Raw genomic sequence first — 20,418 nt, 5'->3', positions numbered from 1 at the left:
CCCGACGCATCCGATCGGTACCACTGCGCTCACATGAGCCCCGCCTTTTGACGGGGCTCGCTCTTTATGCCCGTTTTATCCAAGGCGTGAGCCACTCGGAATCCCTCATTCCGACTGTTTGGAACGCGACCCGTCCGCGTGCTGCAATGCCTCGAACTACCCAGTAGTACGGCCCCTGAACGATAATCCGGCACAACGTAGGTGCCGACGCCGAGAGGTTGTTGGTCGAGTGAGGCGAAGCAACGAGGGCTCCGCGGCGCAGCCGGAGCGGGGCAACTTCACCCCGCCGCCGCGCGCTGCGGTGTCGCCGTCACCGGAGCCGCCCCGGGCTGAACCGGCAGGTGGGGGCAGCAGCAGCCGGTTGTCACCGCGCAACTGGCGGGTGCCCACGCGGCTGAACGCGATCCTCCTCATCCCGGCCGTCGTCGGCCTGGTCATGGGCGGCTTCCAGGTGAAGGGGTCGATCGACACCTGGAACGAGGCCCAGGACGCCGAGAAGACGGCCCTGGTCGTCCGCGCCGCCGCGGAGTACGGACAGGCGCTGCTGAACGAGCGTGACCTCACCGCCCAGCCGCTGCTGTCCAACAAGCGCACCGCCGCCGAGGTCGAGCAGGCCCGGGCCACCACCGACGAGGCCGCGTCGAAGTTCGACACCGCCGTGCGGGGCATGCCGGCCAAGCGGGGCCTGGAGCGCCGCCTGAAGCTGTTCAAGGTCGAGGAGCCGCTCCTCCCCGAACTGCGCAAGGCCGCCTACGCCGAGGCGATGGACCCGGTGAAGACGGAAGAGGGCTACACCAAGGTCCAGCACTCGTTGATGGAGTTCTCCAACGAGCTCGGCCTCGGCACCGGCAACATCACCAGCTACGGCCGGACCGTCTACGCGATCGAGCTGGCCAAGGCTGCAGAATCGCTTCAGCGCTCGATCGGCATGCACCTCCTGGTGCGCCCGAGCCAGGAGGACGGCACGTTCAACGACCAGGTCAAGGCGTTCGGCTCGTACAACTACCTGGAGCAGATCGCCCTCGGCGAGTTCGTCTCCGGCGGTACGGAGGCCGACGCGGCCCGGCTCAAGGAGGTCATGGCGGCCAAGGCCGCCGAGGGTGCGAAGCGGCTCCAGGAGGCCAAGGCGCAGGCCGAGGCCGCCGGGGATCCGTTCGTCATACCGCCGAGCGTCGACGGCTCGGTCTTCGACGGCATGGCCCAGCAGATCGGGCAGGGCAAGGACCCGAAGCAGCTGAAGGCCAAGGGGATCACCCCCGAGACGTGGATGGCCGCCGCCACCGCGAAGTTCGACGGCTACACCACGGTCGAGAACGAACTCGTGGACAAGGCCGTGACCGAGGCGGCGGAGATCTCGTCCGCCGCGAAGACCGACGCCTTCGTCAACGGCGCGATCGTGCTCGTCGCCCTGCTGGCCGCCTTCGTCATCGCCGGCCTCATGGCCCGTCAGATGAGCCGCTCCATGCGCCGGCTGCGTACGGCCGCCTTCGGGATCGCCGAGCAGCGGCTGCCGATGCTGGTCGACCAGCTGTCGCGGACCGAGCCCGGCCGGGTGGACACCCGGGTGCAGCCCATCCCGATCGACAGCAGGGACGAGATCGGTGAGGTCGCCCGCGCCTTCGACCAGGTGCACCGCGAGGCGGTCCGGCTCGCGGCCGAGCAGGCCATGCTCCGGGGCAACGTCAACGCGATCTTCACCAACCTCTCGCGCCGCAACCAGTCGCTCATCGAGGGCCAGCTGACCCTCATCACCGACCTGGAGAACAACGAGGCCGACCCGGACCAGCTGGAGAGCCTCTTCAAGCTGGACCACCTGGCCACGCGTATGCGCCGCAACGGCGAGAACCTCCTCGTGCTCGCCGGCGAGGAGCCCGGCCGCCGCTGGAACCAGCCGGTGCCGCTGGTCGACGTGCTGCGGGCCGCGTCCTCCGAGGTGGAGTCCTACGAGCGCATCGAGCTCACCGGTGTACCGGAGAGCGAGATCCACGGCCAGGCCGTGACCGACCTCGTCCACCTGCTGGCCGAGCTGCTGGAGAACGCGACCACGTTCTCCTCGCCGCAGACCAAGGTGCGCGTGACGGCGACCCGGCTGCCGGACGGCCGGCTCATGGTCGAGATCCACGACAAGGGAATCGGCCTGACCGCCGAGGACTTCGCCGACATCAACCACAAGCTGGCCAACCCGCCGACGGTGGACGCAGCGGTGTCCCAGCGGATGGGCCTGTTCGTGGTCGGCCGGCTGGCCGACCGGCACGGGATCCGCGTCCAGCTGCGCCCCTCGGGCGAGCAGGCGGGGACGACGTCGCTGGTCATGCTGCCGGACGCGATCACCCATGGTGGTGGCGGCGAGGGGCTGCCGCAGGACGACTTCACGGTCTCCTCGATCATGCCCGCGCAGCAGCAGGCGTTCGACCCGATGCCGCCGCAGGTCCCCGTGCGTACGGCGGCGGAGCTCGGCTTCGACGACTCGCGCTACGAGACGCCGGCGGCGGACTCCCCGCGGCTGGACCCGGTCAACCGCTCGCTCATGCGGGAGGAGCGGCGGGCGGCCCTGGATGCGCAGACGGGCGGCGAACAGCCGGCGTTCCCCGGTGAGGACGCGGACCGGCAGGCCTACACCCAGGACAGCTTCGGCGCCCAGCAGTACGCGCCGCAGGCGTACGCCCAGGAGCCCCAGGCGTTCGCACAGCCCGCCTACGAGGGCGGCTACGAGCCGTACGGCGCCGAGGGCACTTTCCCCGGGCCCTCCCAGCAGGACGGCTATGCGGAGGCCGGGTACGCGGCTCCGCAGGAGTCGCAGGAGCAGTACGCCGACCCGTTCGCCCCGCAGTCCGGCCAGCCCCAGCAAGGCGATTGGGCGAACCAGGGTGCCTACCAGCAGACCTACGAGCCGCTTCCGCAGCCCGAAGCGGAATCTGCGTCCAGTGCTCCCGCCGAGCCGCAGGAACACGTAGGCTTCGACCGGCCGGGCCCGACCCCGAACAGTGGTCAGGAGCTCACGGAGGCGGGTCTTCCGCGCCGGGGCGCCGGCCAGCAGCACTGGCAGCCGACCGGTCGCGGAAGCGAGCAGGCGCCCGAGCAGCGGCAGCGGCCGCCGGAGCCGGCACAGCAGCAGGCGGCAGCGGCGAACGGCACCGACGACTGGCGCTCGGCCAACGACGAGCGCTGGGAGCGCGCCGAGAAGCTCCGGGAGCCGAAGGCGGGCGGGATCACCCCCTCCGGTCTTCCCCGGCGGGTGCCCAAGGCCAACCTGGTCGAGGGCACGGCGGAGCAGACCCAGCAGGGCGGCCCCCAGGTCTCCCGCGCCCCCGAGGACGTACGCGGCAGGTTGAGCAACCTGCGCCGGGGCGTCCAGCGGGGTCGCACCGCGGGGTCGGATACAAGTACTACCTACAACCAGGAGCGTTAGTGTGAGCCCGATGAGCCAGGCGGCGCAGAATCTCAACTGGTTGATCACCAACTTCGTGGACAACACCCCCGGGGTGTCGCACACGGTGGTGGTCTCCGCCGACGGACTCCTGCTGGCGATGTCCGAGGGATTCCCGCGTGACCGCGCCGATCAGCTGGCGGCCGTCGCCTCCGGTCTGACGTCGCTGACGGCGGGTGCCTCCCGGATCTTCGAGGGCGGCGCGGTCAATCAGACGGTTGTGGAGATGGAGCGGGGATTCCTCTTCCTCATGTCCATTTCTGACGGGTCCTCGCTCGCCGTTCTCGCCCACCCGGACGCCGATATCGGTCTGGTCGGGTACGAAATGGCACTGCTTGTCGACCGCGCCGGGAGTGTTCTCACACCGGACCTCCGCGCCGAACTCCAGGGAAGTCTTCTTAACTAACAGACAGACAGTGCGTTTCTCGTCACCGCACCATAAGGTGCGGTGGCGCGGCACCACTGGGACGACGACCGGCAGGCGGAGGAGGAAACGTGGCAGCACCCACAGACGGACACCCGTACGAGGGCGTCCAGCGGGTTTCGGGTGAGCAGGGTGACAACCGTTTCGGCACTCCCCCGACGCACGGCAGGCAGGGTTCGCAAGACTCTTACCAGCCGTATCAGTCGTACGAGCACCAGCAGAACGACGGCTGGCAGCAGCAGTCCCAGCAGAACGACCGCTGGCAGCAACAGCACCAGCAGGACACCGGCTGGCAGCAGCCCCGGCATGACGACGGCTGGCAGCAGCAGCCGGGGTCCGGGTGGCCTGAGCAGCAGCCGCACCATCAGCAGCCGCCGCAGCGGTACGAGGCGCCGCCCTCGCGCATCCAGCCGGTGCAGCGGCAGGCTCCGCAGCCGTCGGAGCCCGCGGCGCACAACCCGCTGGTCCGTCCGTACGCCATGACCGGTGGCCGGACCCGGCCGCGGTACCAGCTCGCCATCGAGGCGCTGGTCAGCACGACGGCCGATCCGGCCAGGCTGCAAGGGCAGTTGCCCGAGCACCAGCGGATCTGCCGGCTCTGCATCGAGATCAAGTCGGTCGCCGAGGTGTCGGCGCTCCTCTCGATCCCCCTCGGCGTTGCCCGGATCCTCGTCGCCGACCTGGCCGAGGCCGGACTCGTCGCTATCCATCAGCCCGGCGGCGACGAGGCCGCCGGCGGCCAACCAGATGTGACACTGCTCGAAAGGGTGCTCAGTGGACTTCGCAAGCTCTAGCGGCGGAGCGGCCCGCTCCACTACCTCGGCGAAGATCGTGGTGGCAGGGGGCTTCGGCGTGGGTAAGACCACGTTTGTCGGTGCCGTTTCGGAGATCAACCCGCTGCGCACCGAAGCCGTGATGACGTCCGCCTCCGCGGGCATCGACGACCTCACTCACACCGGCGACAAGACCACCACCACGGTGGCCATGGACTTCGGACGCATCACCCTGGACCAGGACCTGATCCTCTACCTGTTCGGCACCCCCGGACAGGACCGCTTCTGGTTCATGTGGGACGACCTGGTCCGCGGCGCCATCGGCGCCGTCGTCCTCGTCGACACCCGCCGCCTCGCCGACTGCTTCCCCGCCGTCGACTACTTCGAGAACAGCGGCCTCCCCTTCGTCATCGCCCTCAACGGCTTCGACGGACACCAGCCCTACACCCCCGACGAGGTCCGCGAAGCACTCCAGATCGGACCGGACACCCCCATCCTGACGACGGACGCCCGCCACCGGGCGGACGCCAAGAGCGCGCTGATCACCCTGGTCGAGCACGCCCTGATGGCCCGCCTGCGCTGATCGCGCCACCGAACCGGACGAAGGCCCCGTACTCCGAGGAGTACGGGGCCTTCGTCCGGTTCGGCCCCGGCAGGGCCGGGGAGCGGTCGCGGGGCCGCTCTCAGCCCTGCCAGCTGTGCGGGGCGCGGAAACCGGGGGTGCGCTCCAGACGGCGCCATCCGGCGGTGTCACGGCCCCGGCGGGCGGGCGTGGCGGGCTGGGAGGCGGCGCGGGCGAGCAGGACCGCGGTGATGGCCGCGAGCTCCTCGGGGCCCGCGTGGCCCTTCTCGACGCGCAGCACTGACTCGGCGGGGGTAGCACTCATGGGGTCTCCGTCTTCTGGGCAGCTGGTCGCGGGCGCCGTCAGGGTCACTGCGGCGGCTGCGGCTACTGCGGCGGGTTGCCGTGCTTGCGGGACGGCAGGTCGGCGTGCTTGTTGCGGAGCATCGCGAGAGAGGCGATCAGGACCTCGCGCGTCTCGGCGGGGTCGATGACGTCGTCGACCAGGCCGCGCTCCGCGGCGTAGTAGGGGTGCATCAGTTCGGCCTTGTACTCCTTGACCATGCGCGCCCGCATGGCTTCGGGGTCCTCGGCGTCCGCGATCTGACGGCGGAAGATGACGTTGGCGGCACCTTCGGCGCCCATGACCGCGATCTCGTTGGTCGGCCACGCGTAGGTGAGGTCGGCGCCGATGGACTGGCTGTCCATCACGATGTAAGCGCCTCCGTAGGCCTTGCGCAGGATCAGCGAGATCCGCGGCACGGTCGCGTTGCAGTAGGCGTACAGCAACTTCGCACCGTGGCGGATGATCCCACCGTGCTCCTGGTCGACGCCCGGCAGGAAGCCGGGTACGTCCAGAAGAGTGACGATCGGGATGTTGAAGGCGTCACACATCTGGACGAACCGCGCGGCCTTCTCGGACGCCTCGATGTCCAGGACGCCGGCCAGCGACTGGGGCTGGTTGGCCACGATGCCGACGACCTGGCCGTCCAGGCGGGCCAGCGCGCAGACGATGTTGCGCGCCCAGCGTTCGTGGACCTCGAGGAAGTCGCCGTCGTCGACGAGTTCCTCGATGACCTTGTGCATGTCGTAGGGGCGGTTGCCGTCAGCCGGGACGAGGTCGAGGAGGGCGTCGCCGCGCCGGTCTGCGGGGTCGTCGCTCGCCACGACCGGAGGGTTCTCCCGGTTGTTCGAGGGGAGCATGCCGATCAGGTAGCGGACCTCGGCGATGCAGGTCTCCTCGTCGTCGTACGCGAAGTGCGCGACGCCCGAGGTCTCGGCGTGCACGTCCGCGCCACCGAGCCCGTTCTGCGTGATCTCCTCACCGGTGACCGCCTTGACCACGTCCGGCCCCGTGATGAACATCTGCGAGGTCTCACGGACCATGAACACGAAGTCCGTCAGAGCCGGACTGTAGGCCGCGCCACCCGCGCACGGACCGAGCATCACACTGATCTGCGGGATCACACCCGAGGCCCGCGTGTTGCGCTGGAAGATGCCCCCGTACCCGGCGAGCGCGCTCACACCCTCCTGGATACGCGCCCCGGCACCGTCGTTCAGCGACACCAGCGGCGCCCCCGCCGAGATGGCCATGTCCATGATCTTATGGATCTTCGTCGCGTGCGCCTCACCCAGCGCACCCCCGAAAATCCGGAAATCATGCGCGTAGACGAAGACCGTCCGCCCCTCCACCGTCCCCCAGCCGGTGATCACACCGTCCGTGTACGGCCTCTTCGCCTCCAGGCCGAACCCCGTCGCCCGGTGCCGGCGCAACTGCTCGACCTCCTTGAACGACCCCTCGTCCAGCAGCAGCGCGATACGCTCCCGGGCCGTCAGCTTGCCCTTGGCATGCTGCGCCTCGGTCGCCCGGTCACCCGGCCCGCGCAGTGCCTGCTCGCGCAGCGCCAGCAGTTCGGCCACCCGGCCACGCGTGTCACTCGGCTCGCCCGGGATTTCGTCCACAACGGTCATGCATCGACCCTACGAACCCCGCCCCAAGAATCCCGCCGTCCACACCGGACAGTCTCCTGCCCCGTTTCCTGGTGGCACCTGACAGAAGTGGTAGGCCGTGCAGCCCATCCACCAGCTCACGGGGCTGTTCGATTGTGGAGCTCCAACAAACGGCCCGGTATGACGCACGTCACATCACGGTGTGCGCGCCACGCCGGGATCCACCGGTGCGGGGGAGGCGGGACCCCAGAATGGCAGAGGGCGGCGCCGGTTCCGGCGCCGCCCCCCGGGGTGTCCCGTCGGGGCACCCGCCGTGCTCAGCTCCCGCAGTGGAAGCGCGCGGCGCCCCAGTCGGCGTGGTCGTTCCCGTTGCCGTCCCCGCCGTCGCCGACCACCAGGTCGACGTACGCGGCGCCGGTCAGGTCGGCCGTGAGCGGCCATGCCGGGTCCGTCGCCCGCAGCACGGGTGAGGTCGCCCTGTCCGTGCCGTCCGCCCTGACGGAGAACGTCACGCTGCCGCGCGAGGTCTGCGCGTCGTCCACACCGACCTCGGCGGTGAAGGACGTGCACTTCCCGCCCAGGTAGTAGCGGACCTTCGACGGAGCGTGGGTGCCGAGGCCCTTCTCGTACGTGACGCCGCCGATCGTCAGCGGGCCTCCGTCGCCGGTGCCCGTCTCCCCGTTGGACAGGTTGCGCTCTACCGGCCCCCATCCGTTCTCGGACGCCGTCCAGTCCAGGTCACCGGCCCAGCTGTCGGTGACCGGCGGCGGGGGCAGGGTCCGCACGGTGGCCTGCGCGCCGAGGGTGCGCGGGGTGCCGTCGACCGTGTAGGAGGCCCGGGCGCGCAGGGTGTACGCCCGGTACTCGGCGTCCGCCGGCGGGGTGACCTCCCAGGTGCCGGTGGTCCGGCCCCCCGGAGCGACCGGGCCGGGGGTGACCGCGCCCGCGGGCCGGGCCGTCCAGCCGTCCGGGAGGTCCAGCGCCACCTCCACGCCGGTGGCCGCGGCCGTCTCGTGGTTGGTGAAGACCGCCTCGACGCTGTGGGGCTCGCCGGGCACGAGGGTCTCCGCCTCCGGTGCCACCGCGAGGGTCGCACAGGCGGCCCGTTCGCCGGCGGGGGTGGCTCCCAGGTCGGTCACGGTGAACCCGTCGAGGACGAAGTCGGCACCGTCGGGCGCGTCCCCGAGCTTGCGCAGTCCGGTCCAGGTGTCCCCGCAGCCGGCGGTGAGGGTCTGCGAGAAGTGGGCGGTGGTGAGCTGCCGGCCGATCGGCGTGGTCCGGGTCTCGGTCGAGACGGGTGTGCCGCCGGTACCGGTCCGGTCGTAGCCGTCGACCCACGCGTACGCCCCCGCGTGGCTGGACACGTAGTCGAACTCGACCTCGTAGCGGTGGCCGTCGGCCATCGGGACGGTCCAGGGCACGGTGCGGTGGACGAGGCCCGCGTTCTCCTCGTGGGACTTGAGGGACTCCTTGCCGTCGAGCACGTCGTCGACGAGCTTCCCGTTCCAGCCGGCCTGCGTGTACGGGGCGTGCAGCTGGGAGATGCTGGTGCGGGGGTCGGTGGAACCGCCCGCGTCGCCCTTCACGAAGGGCCCCCAGCCCTGGTCGACGTCCTCGAAGTCCTCGTACACGACGGTGCCCGGCTTCGTCGCCGGGGCGTTGGCGACGACGCGTACGTCGTCGGCCCGTACGCGCGCCGTGCTGCCGGCGTCCGCCTGGATCCGCAGGGTGGTCCGGCCGTCCGCGGGGGCGGTGAAGTTGACCTTGGCCCGCTGGAAGTAGGTGCCGTGCCGCTCGGAGGCGGCGACCTGGTCCTGGACCGTGGAGCGTTCCACGGTGACGGACCTCCCGCCGGCCGAGAGCGTGGTACGCCTGGTCTGTCCGGGTTCCACCTCGACGAGGGCCGAGGCGGTGTACCGCGCCCCGGGCTTCAGACCGGTGACGCGCTGCGAGACCGCGGCCGCCGCGCTCCCGGAGAGCCGGGCGCTGTGGTGGCCGAGGCTGTCGGTGTCACGGGTCACCGTGCCGGTCCGGGACCAGTCGTCCAGCCCGGCGTCGTTGAAGCCGGGGTCGGCGACAGGGGTGTCCTGTCCCCACCGGGGGTCGGCCGCCTTCGGTGCCGCGTCCGGGTAGAGGACGTACGGCTGTCCCGCGTCCGCCGTCAGTGTGATCCTCCCGCCGGCGGGCCGGACGGTGCCGGTCTTGACCCGGCCGTTGTCGGTGAGCTCGTAGACGGTGTACGGGCCGTGTCCAGGCACCTCCCAACTGGTCGTTCCGCCCACCTTGTTGTAGTGGTACAGCTTCCTGCCGCCGTCCCACGGCAGAAGGTAGCCGCTGCCGCTGAGGACCTTGCGGCCGTGCTCGTAGAAGGTCCGTCCGCCGCCCTCGACCGTGCCGCGGACGCCGCCGGTGAAGGTGATGTCGTTGCCCTGCCAGCGGGTGATCTTCTGCTGCTGGAGGTACTTGGCGGGCAGGTTCCGCTGCCAGATGTTGTCGTAGAAGGCGTTCCAGTCGGTCTCACCGGTCCAGCCCTCGAACTCCTCGAGGGCGCTCTGGCCGAGGACCGGGTCGTCGTTCCAGGTGTCCTTCTCGTTGTTCCGGATGAACCGGATGATCTTCGAGTTGAGGCCCTTGTTCGTCCTGCCGCCGTAGTTCAGGTCGTTGGCCCAGTGCGACCAGAGGGTGCCCCGCTCGAACTTGTCGGACCACTCGCTGGCCACGTTCCAGCCCTGCCGCTGCATGGTGCGCAGGGTGCGGTCGGCGATCCAGCCGTGCGAGTAGTAGACGTCGACGTAGAGCAGGCTGAGGTTGTGGTCCGTCTCGTCGCGCAGCTGCTGGAGCCGCCGGGCGAGGCCGCCGCTGTTGATGTCGCGGCGCTGGTCGATGTAGTAGCTCTGGTTGAGCCAGTTCCAACCGGGTTTCGTCCGGTCCACGAGCTGCTCGTCGAAGGCCTTGGCCTCGGGGTAGGACTCGGTGGCGTTGATGTGGACGCCGAAGGTGGCGCCCCATTTCCTGCCGCGCGCGAGGAGGGCGTTGAGGTCCTTCAGCCCGCCGGCCCGCTCATTGTAGTTCCCGCCGTAGTCGGGGTGGGCGGAGTCGTGGCCCTCGGAGCCGTAGCCCTTGAGCAGCGCGAGCTGACCGAGGCCGTCCGTGGCGAGCGAGATCCGCTTGACGTCGTCCAGGGTGCGCAGGAAGGGGTGAGTGGCCTGGCTGGCGAAGTTGAACGGGATGTGGGTCACGACCCTGTTCGCCGTGTCCTGTCCGCCTGGCGCCATGATGCCGATGCTCCGGAAGGCCACGGCACCGTCCTGCCAGTCGACCGCCCCGTCCCCGTTGGCGTCGGGGGTGACGACGACCTTGGCCCAGGGCAGGTCCGCGCCGCTCACCGGCGCGGGTGCTCCTTCGCCGCGGTAGGTCCACTGGCCCGACCCGACGCCGACGCGTACCGTGCCGTCGGCTTCCTTGCGGGTCTCGTGCCGGAGACGGGAGTCGTCGCCCCCGGTGGCGCCCGAGGGCTTGTCGTACGAGGAGTTGGACTCGATGGCCGCCGCGAGCGAGCCGGTGTTGACGATCGCGTAGGCGGCGCCGAGCGGCCCGGGGTCGGGTTGGGTGTCCGGGGTGATGTCCCGGAAGACGTCCGCGGTCTTCGTGGCGTCCGGGTCGAGGCGGGTGAAGGCCGTGGCGGCGCCGGCGTCGGTGGAGGCGACGGACATCAGGTCGTGGCCGGGTATCTCCAGGGTGCCCACCCGGAAGTCCCCGGTGTCCCGGACGGCGGTCACCGAGAAGGTGGTGGTGCGTCCGGCGAGGGTGAGTTCGGCCTCGATCTCGACGCCGGGCAGGCCGGGGAAGGCCAGGGTGTAACGGGCGGCGGCGGCGGTGAACCGGGGCGCGCCCTTGAGGTGCACCGGGTGCGCGGCGCCGTTGAGCGTGACGGTGGTGACGGGCCGGGTGCTGCCGGTGAGCCGGCCGCCGCCGGTCCGGTCGGTGTACGACAGGACGCGCGGGAAGTCGTCGGCGACGGCGACCGACAGCTCCCCGGACGTGAGGACGGCACCGGTGGCGGCGTCCGTGGCCGCGGCGGCGGGAGGCGGGTCTGCGGCCGCGGCGGGGAGGGCGGTCCCCGCGAGGGCCAGGACTGCGGCTGAGGCGGCGGCTGCTGCGGCTGCCGAACGGAATCTGGGCGACATGGGAACTGAGTAACGCGGGGCCGGGCCGCCCGGTCAACGGCTTCCGGCCCTGGGGGCCGTACCAGTCCAAGAGCCCCGCGCGTTAGTCCAAGTGCGGTACGGCGGAGGGTGGGAGCAGGGTGGGTGGTGCGTGGCGGGACGCGGGCCCGGGTGGCGCCCGGCGGACGGCCGAGGTGCCCAGGTGGACCGTCCTCGCGTTCAGTTCCTGTTCACGCGGAGCACACGCCGTTCGACCGAGAGCTCCCTAACTCCCTTCTGCAGCGCCGAGTTGTGAAGAAAGACGCAACCCTGAGAGCGCTCTCAGTCGTAACTCTTGACGGTCGCCACCGGCATGGCGAAAGTGGTGGGCACCGCAGACGACCCCCCCACTGCGCCACCTCCCCCATGCTTCCGTCTGCGGCCCCCACACCTCGGGAGTCCCTTCGTGATCTCACGCAGAATGTTCCTGACGGGCGCCGCCGCCTCCGCGACCGCGCTCTCCTACCCCCTCTGGGGCAGCGCCCTGAGCCCGCGCGCGTCGGCCGCGCCCGCCACGTGCGAACTCGCCCTGGAGAACCGTTCACTGCCCGGCACGGTGAACGCCTATGTCACCGGCCACGAGCAAGGCACCGACCGCTGGGTGCTCCTGCGTGCCGACGGCGGCGTCTACCGCCCCGACTCGCCCGGCGCCCCGCAGACCCCGCTGCCGGTGGACTGCGCCATCCCGCTGAAGCCCGCCGGCGCGGGCCCGGTCGTGCTGACACTTCCCCAGATGTACGGCGCCCGCGTGTACTTCGTACGGGACGACAAGCTGGACTTCTACCTGAACCCGGGCCCCGCCCTGGTGGAGCCCGCCTTCGCGACACCCACCGACCCGAACTACGGCCGCACCTGGTCGTTCTGCGAGTTCACCTTCAACCCGCAGCAGATCTACGCCAACATCAGCTACGTCGACCTGGTGACGGCCCTGCCCATCGGCCTCACCGTGGAGGGCGACGCCAGGCACACGGTGGCCCCGCTCCCGGACGGCGCGGTGCAGCGCATCGCCGACGACCTCACCGCCCAGGCCGCCGCCGACGGACAGCCCTGGGACAAGCTGGTCACCCGGGGCGCGGACGGGCGGGTGCTGCGTGTCGTCTCCCCGCAGAACCTGATGGCGCCGTTCTTCGACCGGCCGGACCAGATGCCGTTCCGGGACCTGTTCACCGCGCAGATCGACCAGGTCTGGGAGAAGTACCGCTCCACGGACCTGCGGATCGACCTGCAGGGCGGCCGGCCCACGCTCACCGGCCGGGTCAGCGGGGACGTCCTGACGTTCGAGGGCGGCCACACGTTCGTCAAGCCGACGTCGAAGGACATCTTCACCTGCAACCACGGGCCCTTCACGAACAACCCGGGCGACTCCGACGAGAAGAAGGCGATCCTGGCCCGGCTCGCGGCGGGCTTCAACCGGTCGATCATGCTGAGCCACCCCAGCCAGCCGAACGGCACCTCGGTGGCGGACTACTACAAGGGCGCGGTCACCAACCACTGGTCGCGCGTGGTCCACGCGAACTCCCCGATCGGCTACGCGTTCCCCTACGACGACGTACGCCCGGACGGCGAGCCGGACGTCTCCGGAGCCGCCCATGACGGCAACCCCCGCCGCTTCACGGTGAGCGTCGGTTCCTGACGGGCCCACGAGCCGCGCAGGCCCGCCCGCGTCCCCCGGACGCGGGCGGGCCTCGTGTGTTCTCCCCTGCGGGTCAGCAGCCGCCGCAGTTGTAGTACGTCACGTCCCAGTGGTTGCCCTCGTCCGCGTAGATGTTGCCGGAACCGGACTTGTACTGGGGGGCACCGTCGCCCCGCAGGCCGATGTAGCTGAACGTGCCCTTCACGTAGTTCGTGAGGCAGGTGCCCTTGGCGAAGTCGAGCTTGTAACCGTTCCAGTGCGAGTAGGTGCCGCTCGCGTGTCCGGTCTCCGTGCCGCCGGTGATGTTGAGCGCGCAGCCCGTGGCGCTCTTCAGGGTCTGGGCGCCCTGGGCGCTGGTCAGGTTCAGCTGCTCGAAGGACGTGCAGGTGGAGTTGTACCGGTCGGAGCAGCCACCCGACGACGACCAGGTGATCCCGGACGAGCTGAAGCGGGAGGTCGCCTGGGAGTGGGTCAGCTTGGTGACGGCGTGCGCCTCGGTCGCGCCACCGAGGACGCCGACGCCGGGCGCGAAGAGCGCGCCGAGGACGAGGGCGAGGGCGGTGAGGGCCGAGCGGAGTCGGGGGCGGGTCAACATGGGGCTTCCTCCTGCTCATGACAATCAGGGCAGGGAGATCCTGCCCTGTTCTACGCGCGTCCGCCAGTGGGCGGCAGCAGGACGGACAACCTGTGGGGCGAATTCCGGACCGGCCTGGACCCTTGCTGTTGAACTTTGAACAAAACAGGTCTACAGTGAATCTCGTTGAAGGTTAAACAAATACCTCGACAGCCACTCGTCTGAACCGTCCCCCGAGGAGGAGCCATGGCTCTGTTCACCCGTAAGAACAACGACGCCCCGTCCACCACCGCCACCCTCCCGGTGGACCCGGCGCTGGCCGCCCTGACCGGCGTGTACACGATCGACCCGGCTCACAGCAGCATCGGCTTCACCGTGCGCCACGCCATGGTCACCAACGTGCGCGGCTCCTTCGGTGAGCACGAGGGCACGCTGACGCTGGACGGCGCCGACCCGGCCAACTCCTCGGCCTCCGTGGACGTGAAGATCGCCAGCGTCGACACCGGCATCGCCGACCGTGACGGTCACCTGGTCAGCGGCGACTTCTTCGACGCCGAGAAGTTCCCCCTCATGACGTTCCGCTCCACCCGGGCGGAGCAGCTCGGCGGGGACACCTACCGGGTCACCGGCGAGCTCACCATCAAGGACGTCACGCGTCCGCTCGCCATCGACCTCGAGTTCAACGGCTCCGCCGTCGACCCTTACGGCAACCAGCGCGTGGGTTTCGAGGGCAGCGCCGAGATCCTGCGCTCCGACTGGGGCCTGACCTACAACGCGGCGCTGGAGACCGGCGGTGTGCTGGTCAGTGACAAGGTCAAGCTGAACTTCGACATCTCCGCGATCAAGGCCGCCCCGCAGGCAGCCTGATCCGCCGCACCACGCCGAGCGCCCGCCGTCCCCCTCGTGCGAGGGGGAGGCGGGCGCTCGGCGTGGCGCGGCGGCCGCGGGTGGCACCCGCGGCCCGGGACCGGTGATCAGTGAGGGCCTCGGGTCACCGCGTCCGCCGGAGCTTCAGCACGTTGTCGGTGCGCGTGGTGGGGTTCCCCTCGGGGTCGTTCTGGATCCGCTCGTACTCCTCGCTGAGCAGCACGTCCCACTGCCCCTCCGGCAGTTCGAGTGACGCCAGGACCTCGTCCGTCGTGGGGAGGACCACGTCGGGGTGGGGATTCTTCTCCCAGGCGGGGAAGCCCGCGTGGCCGACGACGAGGAGCACGCCTCCGGGCGCCACCGCCGAGGCGGCCCTGCGCAGGATCCGCTCGCGCGGAAGATCGCCCATGGAGTGCAGGAACGCGGCCGAGACCAGGTCGTACGCACCCTCGGGGAAGGTGGCGCCCAGGTCGTGCCACTGCCAGTCGACACGGTCGGCCACCCCGGCCTCCGCCGCGTGGCCGGCCGCCCGGTCCAGCGCGACGCGGGAGATGTCCGTGGCGGTGACCTGCCAGCCCCACCGGGCGAGCCACACCGCGTCGGCGCCCTCGCCGCACCCGAGGTCGAGCGCGCGCCCCGGCTTCATGCCCTCCACCTCGCGGACCAGCACGGTGTTCGGGTTGCCGCTCCAGATCCGGTCGCTCTCGCGGTACCGGTCGTCCCACATCTCGGCGTCGGTGCGCGCCGTCCCGGCCTCGGTGTGCGCCGTCCCGCCGGTCACCGCGCCCTCGGCGGTCGCGCCGCCGGTCGTCGAGTCATCGGTTGTCGGGTGCTCGTTCATCGGGTCTCCTGCAGTCCGTGTCGGCGGTCGCCGAGCACGCGCTCGGTGACCTTTCGCTCGGCCTCGGCCGAGAAGGGGGCTCGCCGGGTGTCGACCGCCCGGCGGGTGTCGTCGGTGACGAGGTCCATGTTGAGGGCCGCTGCCGCCTTGAGCCCGGCGGCGGCGGAGCCGATGACCTGCTCCATGGGGTTGGCGACGTTTCCGGCCACCCACACGCCGGGCACCTCGGTGGCTCCCGCAGGATCGGCCACGATGTGGGTGCCGATGACCTGGCCCCCCATCTCCAGCTCCGTGGGCGCCAGGCCCAGGCTCTCCAGGACGCCGGAACGCGCGGTGAAGCGTGGCTGGATCACGACTGCCTCACGCGGGATGAGCGTGCCGTCGGCCAGCCGCACCCCCGTGAGCCGGTCACCGGTCACCTCCACACCGGTCACCTCGCCTTCCACCACGGAGATGCCCCGCGCGGCCAGCTGCTCGTACTCCTCGTCGCCGAAGTCCTTCTGCTGGTGGCGGAAGAGCGCCACGTCGCCGGTCCACTGCCGCCACAGCAGGGCCTGGTGCACGGCCATCGGACCGGTGGCCAGGACGCCGACCGGCCGGTCGCCCACCTCCCAGCCGTGGCAGTACGGGCAGTGCAGCACCTCACGGCCCCAGCGCTCGGCCAGGCCGGGGACGGGCGGGAGCTCGTCGACGAGGCCGGTGGTGACGAGCAGCCGGCGCGCCTCGACGGGCTCACCGTCCTCCCTGACCACCCGGAATGCGCCGCCCGGCAGCCGTTCCGCGGCCACGGCCTTGCCTTGGACGATCTCGGCCCCGTAACCGGCCGCCTCCGCCCGGCCGGCGGCCAGCAGTTCCAGCGGCGGGACACCCTCACGGCCCAGGTAGTTGTGCGCGTGGGACGCCGGTGCGTTACGGGGGCTGCCCGAGTCGATCACGAGCACGGAGCGCCGCGCCCTGGCCAGTACCAGGGCCCCGCTCAGTCCGGCCGGCCCGCCCCCGATGATCACCACGTCGTAGCGCTGAGTCTTGTCGCTCATGCGAACACCTCCCTTTACGTGAGAGAGTGCGCCCGCAGGGCCGGACCGACAAACTTGCTTGCCGAAACTGCAAATTCGCACCACACGGTCTTACCCGGGTCCCGCTTCCCCACGCCCCACGCGTCGGCGAGCGCCCCGACGAGCACGAGCCCCCGCCCGCCCTCCGCCTCGGGTGCGGTGTGCGAGGGCCGAGCGACCTCCCCTCCCCCGCTGTCGTGCACCTCGACGCGGAGCACGGCACCCCACGTGAGGTGCACGCGGAACCCCCGACCGGGCGGGACGCCGTGGACCAGCGCGTTGGTGGCCAGCTCGCTCACGCAGAGCAGTACGTCCTCGACGTCCACCTCGCACGCCCAGTCGAGCAGTGCCTCACGCACGAACCGCCGTACGAGGGGGACGGACCTGCGCTCACGGCGGTAGAACGCCTCACGGAAGTGGACGAGTCGCGTTGTTTCATTCACGGGACGACTGTCACAGCCCGTCACTAGAGTTACCCAGCGCATCAGCCCGTACGTCGCGTTCGTACGGGTACTGACGGGTCGGGCCGGTTCGCGCACGGGAGAGGCACTGCATGCAATCGACGAAGAGGACCAAGCGGGTCACGTCCTGGCATCTGATCGGGGCCCAGCTCGCCGCCTTCCGCCGCGCGGCGGGGCTGACGCAGACCGCCCTGGCAGACCGGTTCTGCGTGGGCGAGGACACCATCGCCTCGATCGAGCAGGGCCGCCGGCCGCTCCAGGCGGACTTCGCCACACAGCTGGACGAACTACTGGAGACCAAGGGGGTGTTGAAGGTCGCGGTGGCGAAGGTGCCGCAGAAGGAGCGCTTTCCCGCGTTCGTCCAGGACTTCGTGGAGTACGAACAGGAGGCGGTGACGCTGCTCTGGTACGAGAACCAGGTGGTGCCGGGGCTGCTCCAGACGGAGGAGTACGCCCGGTTCCTGTTCTCGTGCCTCTACCCGCCGCTGGAGGAGGAGCAGCGGGAAGAGTGGGTGGCAGCCCGCCTGGGCCGGCAACGGCTCCTCGAACGCAAGCCGCGTCCGATGCTGCACTTCCTGCTGGAGGAGAGCATCCTGCGCGGCGAGATCGGTGGTCCCGCCCTGCGCCGGGACCAGATCCGGCACCTTCAGCAGTGCATGGAACTGCCGCATCTGGGCCTCCAGATCATGCCGATGCGACTGCCCAAACATGCCGGCCTGGCAGGACCCATGGTGCTGCTCGAGACACCTGACCACGACCACCTTGCGTACGTCGAGGGCCAGTTGACCAGCTTCCTGCATGACGACCCGGACGACGTCAGTGTGCTCCAGCAGAAATATGGGATGCTGCGTTCGCAGGCGCTCTCCGTCGCGAGCAGTGCCTGCCTACTGGCCGACCTGCTTGGAGAGTCATGACGCGCGCAGTACAGGGCACGGACCTCAGCTGGTTCAAGTCGAGCTACAGCAGCGACCAGGGCGGCGCCTGCGTCGAAGTCGCCTACGACTGGCGCAAGTCCAGTTACAGCGGCAGTGAGGGCGGCGACTGCGTCGAGGTCGCCGCGCACCCCGCCGCCGTACACGTCCGCGACTCCAAGGTCACCGACGGCCCGGTGCTCACCGTGCCCCCCGCCGCATGGACCGCGTTCCTCGGGGCCGCCGGCCGGCCCGCCGCGTAGGCGGGAGTATCCGCATGGCACTGGACCAGGAGCTGATCGCCGCGGCTTCCCGGCTCGCCGCGACCCTGCGCGGGAGCGAGGACCACTCGGTGGCAGCCGCGGCCCGCACCGGCGACGGCCGCATCGTCACGGGTGTGAACGTCTACCACTTCACGGGCGGCCCCTGTGCCGAACTGGTGGTGATCGGCGCGGCCGCCGCCGCGGGTGCCCGTGAACTCACCGGCATCGTGGCCGTCGGAAACGACGACCGCGGCGTGATGCCCCCGTGCGGGCGGTGCCGGCAGGTGCTGTCGGACTACTTCCCGGAGATCCGCGTCACGGTCGACACCGGCAACGGCCCGGAAGCGCTCCCCGTACGGGACCTGCTCCCGTACGCGTACAGCCTCACCGACACCGACTGATCAGGCGCCGGTCCGCCCGTCGACGAGTTCACGCACGATGTCGAGGTGGCCGTTGTGGCGGGACGTCTCCTCGACGAGATGGAGGATCACCCACCGGAGGTCGACGTGGCGGCCGTCGCCGATGGGACGCCTGGCCGTCGCGTCCAGGTCGTGGCCGGCCACCAGGCGACGGTAGCGGGCGCTCTGCTCCTCGTACTCGGCGAGAAGCCGGGGCAACGGGATGTCGACCGCTGTCCGCATCTCCGGGTCGGGGTCCTCGTCGGTCGCCTCGGCGAGCGGGCCCGCGAGCTCCTCGCCCAGGAACATCACCTGGACCCAGTAGTACTCGACCCACCGCAGATGGCTGATCAGACCGCACAGCGTCATCAGCGGCGAACCCGGGAGCGGGGCCTTGCGGGCGTCTTCGGGGGACACGCCCTCGCAGATGGCTCGCGCGGTGTCACGGGCGTAGTCCAGGAAGGTGACGAGCTGCGCGCGCTCGTCCCACGTGGGAGGGGTGTCGGTTCGTCGAGTCATCGCGGGGAGTCTCGCGCAGCTCGGAGCGGGTGTCGACCGGAATAGCCGTGAACGTGAGAACACGGACTTCGAAACCGGGCAGAACGCCCGCGTTTCCGTCCGTGGCCTCACAGTGAGCGGGGCGGGGGGCGCGGGGCGGGGCCCGGCGGCGGTCAGAAGCCGCCGCCGTCGAAGCCTCCGCCGCCACCGCCGAAGCCGCCGCCGTCGCCGAAGCCGCCGCCGCCGAAGCCTCCCGCGTCGAAGTCGGAGCCGGAGAAGTCACCGCCGCCCCAGTCGCCGCCCGTGCCTCCGCCGAAGTCGCCGCCGCCGTACTCGCCCGCGTACGCCGGGCTCGACAGCATCGAGCCGAGCATCGTGCCGACGAGCAGACCCGGCAGCAGGCCGCCGCCGAAGTAGCCGCCCGCCCAGGGGCCGTACGCCGGGCCCGCCTCCCAGTACGGGCGGCGGCGGCCGTCGCCGACGTCGACGGTACGGCTCATCGGGTCCTCGCCCTCACGCAGCCGGACCTCGTCCGCGCCGCAGACCGGGACCTCCCGGGACGCGCCTCCGGACGGGGTCCACCGCACGTCGGTGACCGAGGGGCCGTGGCGGGGGTCGAAGAAGCACGGCGGCCGGCGGGCGGGGATCTCGCGGTGCTTGCGGCGGGCGTCCAGGACGGCGAGGGAGAACCGGCCGTCCTCCAGGGCCTGGGTGACCCCGCGGACGTCGGACGGGTGCCGGGCGTTGCCCATTCTCGACTTGGCCTCCTCGTACGAGTCGAGCGCGCGCTCGTAGTCCGCGCGCATCGCGTCGTCGGCGCCCGCCTCCGCGGGATGGAAGTCGAGCCGGTCCAGGGTCTCGCCGTACGCCGTGATGTCCTCGTCCACGACGACCCGGAGCTTCTCCAGGGAGGCCTGTTCCTCGGCCTCCCTGCGCCTGCGGTTGCGATGGCCGACCGTGAGGGCGGCCGCCCCGCCGGCCACCACGACGCCGCCGAGCACGATCAGCCCGACCAGGGGTGCGCCGCTCGTGGTGCCGGTGCCGGTGCCCGTGCCGCCGCCGGACCACGAGGCGGGGGCGCTGCCCCGGGCCTGTTCGAGGGCCCGGTCGACGAAGGCGTTGAGCTGGGTGGTGGCGTTCGTGTCGGTGCCGGGCGCCTTGACGGCGGTGACGAGGTTCTGCACCGCCCGGGTCGGCATCACCTGCGGGTCGGCGCCCGCGTTGAAGCCGTCACCGAGGCGGACCGCGTACACACCCGTGATCCCGGTGTCGGCGCGCAGGTTCCGCAGGAGGTTGTCGGGTGGGTACTGGGACGTCGCGGGCAGCACGGCCACGAAGACCGGCTTGTCGGCGCCCTTGATCTTCTTCTCCAGGGCGGCCTTCTGGGAGGCCGGGAGCTGCCCGGCCGCCGCCGGGTCGACGTACACCGGGCCCTGACGCAGGGCCTGGGCGGCGTCACTGATGGTGGAGGGGGCGGCCAGGGCAGCGGGGGACATGGCCAGCACGGCCGCCGACAGCATCAGCAGCAGGCAGGCCCACAAGGGGGCGAACAGCCTTTTCCGCATACTCCGAAAGT

General features: G+C 70.9%; 18 protein-coding genes. 9 read left to right on the top strand and 9 right to left on the bottom strand.

Going from position 1 to position 20,418, the window contains the following annotated elements; all coding sequences use genetic code 11:
• The first annotated feature begins 229 nt into the window (after positions 1-229).
• The 4 genes from ACH4VO_RS03040 to ACH4VO_RS03025 all read left to right on the top strand — a co-directional run bounded on the left by ACH4VO_RS03040 (position 230) and on the right by ACH4VO_RS03025 (position 5,207).
• Positions 230-3,409, top strand: coding sequence for a nitrate- and nitrite sensing domain-containing protein (locus ACH4VO_RS03040; RefSeq protein WP_360998264.1), 3,180 nt, complete (start codon positions 230-232; stop codon positions 3,407-3,409).
• 10 nt (positions 3,410-3,419) lie between these two features.
• Positions 3,420-3,833, top strand: coding sequence for a roadblock/LC7 domain-containing protein (locus ACH4VO_RS03035; RefSeq protein ID WP_030125847.1), 414 nt, complete (start codon positions 3,420-3,422; stop codon positions 3,831-3,833).
• 89 nt (positions 3,834-3,922) lie between these two features.
• Positions 3,923-4,645 carry a DUF742 domain-containing protein gene (locus ACH4VO_RS03030; protein WP_360998262.1) on the top strand — a complete coding sequence of 241 codons (723 nt, stop codon included), beginning with the start codon at positions 3,923-3,925 and terminating at the stop codon, positions 4,643-4,645.
• Entirely contained in the window at positions 4,626-5,207 is a 582-nt protein-coding gene (locus tag ACH4VO_RS03025) for an ATP/GTP-binding protein (RefSeq protein ID WP_014048542.1), read from the top strand. The genes ACH4VO_RS03030 and ACH4VO_RS03025 overlap by 20 nt, the downstream gene beginning before the upstream one ends.
• Before the next feature lie 100 nt (positions 5,208-5,307).
• Here the strand turns inward: ACH4VO_RS03025 and ACH4VO_RS03020 are convergent, their stop codons facing one another.
• The 3 genes from ACH4VO_RS03020 to ACH4VO_RS03010 form a co-directional block, all read right to left on the bottom strand.
• Positions 5,308-5,511 carry an acyl-CoA carboxylase subunit epsilon gene (locus tag ACH4VO_RS03020; protein WP_360998260.1) on the bottom strand — a complete coding sequence of 68 codons (204 nt, stop codon included), beginning with the start codon at positions 5,509-5,511 and terminating at the stop codon, positions 5,308-5,310.
• A 62-nt stretch (positions 5,512-5,573) separates the two neighbouring features.
• Positions 5,574-7,157, bottom strand: coding sequence for an acyl-CoA carboxylase subunit beta (locus tag ACH4VO_RS03015; RefSeq protein WP_398440852.1), 1,584 nt, complete (start codon positions 7,155-7,157; stop codon positions 5,574-5,576).
• A gap of 296 nt (positions 7,158-7,453) precedes the next feature.
• Positions 7,454-11,323 (bottom strand): endo-alpha-N-acetylgalactosaminidase family protein, encoded by a 3,870-nt coding sequence (locus ACH4VO_RS03010; RefSeq protein WP_360984331.1) that lies wholly within the window; start codon positions 11,321-11,323, stop codon positions 7,454-7,456.
• A gap of 439 nt (positions 11,324-11,762) precedes the next feature.
• On the opposite strand from ACH4VO_RS03010, the gene ACH4VO_RS03005 reads away from it, so the two are divergent.
• Complete coding sequence (locus ACH4VO_RS03005) at positions 11,763-12,974, top strand: glycoside hydrolase family 64 protein (RefSeq protein WP_360984367.1); 1,212 nt, start codon at positions 11,763-11,765, stop codon at positions 12,972-12,974.
• A gap of 73 nt (positions 12,975-13,047) precedes the next feature.
• On the opposite strand, the gene ACH4VO_RS03000 is transcribed toward ACH4VO_RS03005, so the two are convergent.
• On the bottom strand, positions 13,048-13,569 hold the full coding sequence (locus ACH4VO_RS03000; RefSeq protein WP_360984328.1) for a hypothetical protein: 522 nt from the start codon (positions 13,567-13,569) through the stop codon (positions 13,048-13,050).
• 225 nt (positions 13,570-13,794) lie between these two features.
• Here ACH4VO_RS03000 and ACH4VO_RS02995 point away from each other — a divergent pair, with 225 nt between their 5' ends.
• Positions 13,795-14,415 (top strand): YceI family protein, encoded by a 621-nt coding sequence (locus ACH4VO_RS02995; protein ID WP_360984325.1) that lies wholly within the window; start codon positions 13,795-13,797, stop codon positions 14,413-14,415.
• A 124-nt stretch (positions 14,416-14,539) separates the two neighbouring features.
• On the opposite strand, the gene ACH4VO_RS02990 is transcribed toward ACH4VO_RS02995, so the two are convergent.
• From ACH4VO_RS02990 to ACH4VO_RS02980, 3 genes are all read right to left on the bottom strand, one after another.
• Positions 14,540-15,142, bottom strand: coding sequence for a class I SAM-dependent methyltransferase (locus ACH4VO_RS02990; protein WP_360984365.1), 603 nt, complete (start codon positions 15,140-15,142; stop codon positions 14,540-14,542).
• 110 nt (positions 15,143-15,252) lie between these two features.
• Positions 15,253-16,293, bottom strand: coding sequence for an NAD(P)/FAD-dependent oxidoreductase (locus ACH4VO_RS02985; RefSeq protein ID WP_360984322.1), 1,041 nt, complete (start codon positions 16,291-16,293; stop codon positions 15,253-15,255).
• Positions 16,294-16,307: 14 nt separating this feature from the next.
• Positions 16,308-16,754: an ATP-binding protein gene (locus ACH4VO_RS02980; protein ID WP_360984319.1), complete on the bottom strand. Its 447-nt coding sequence runs from the start codon at positions 16,752-16,754 to the stop codon at positions 16,308-16,310.
• A 110-nt stretch (positions 16,755-16,864) separates the two neighbouring features.
• On the opposite strand from ACH4VO_RS02980, the gene ACH4VO_RS02975 reads away from it, so the two are divergent.
• The 3 genes from ACH4VO_RS02975 to ACH4VO_RS02965 are packed head-to-tail and all read left to right on the top strand — an operon-like array spanning position 16,865 to position 18,347.
• Positions 16,865-17,686: a helix-turn-helix transcriptional regulator gene (locus tag ACH4VO_RS02975; protein ID WP_360984316.1), complete on the top strand. Its 822-nt coding sequence runs from the start codon at positions 16,865-16,867 to the stop codon at positions 17,684-17,686.
• A complete protein-coding gene (locus ACH4VO_RS02970; protein WP_360984313.1) occupies positions 17,683-17,946 on the top strand; it encodes a DUF397 domain-containing protein in 264 nt (87 codons plus the stop codon). Before ACH4VO_RS02975 ends, ACH4VO_RS02970 begins: the two co-directional genes overlap by 4 nt.
• A 14-nt stretch (positions 17,947-17,960) precedes the next feature.
• Positions 17,961-18,347, top strand: a complete 387-nt coding sequence (locus ACH4VO_RS02965; RefSeq protein WP_360984310.1) for a cytidine deaminase — start codon at positions 17,961-17,963, stop codon at positions 18,345-18,347.
• Here ACH4VO_RS02965 and ACH4VO_RS02960 read toward each other — a convergent pair whose 3' ends face one another.
• A complete protein-coding gene (locus tag ACH4VO_RS02960) occupies positions 18,348-18,863 on the bottom strand; it encodes a DinB family protein (protein WP_360984307.1) in 516 nt (171 codons plus the stop codon). It abuts the gene before it with no gap.
• Positions 18,864-19,015: 152 nt separating this feature from the next.
• Positions 19,016-20,407 (bottom strand): hypothetical protein, encoded by a 1,392-nt coding sequence (locus ACH4VO_RS02955; RefSeq protein WP_360984304.1) that lies wholly within the window; start codon positions 20,405-20,407, stop codon positions 19,016-19,018.
• Positions 20,408-20,418: the final 11 nt, after the last annotated feature.

Origin of the sequence: Streptomyces sp. NPDC020780 (assembly GCF_044334475.1) — a bacterium.
Lineage (GTDB): Bacteria > Actinomycetota > Actinomycetes > Streptomycetales > Streptomycetaceae > Streptomyces.
The sequence above is the reverse complement of the archived record's forward strand: the minus strand, read 5'-3'. Positions and strand labels throughout refer to the sequence as shown.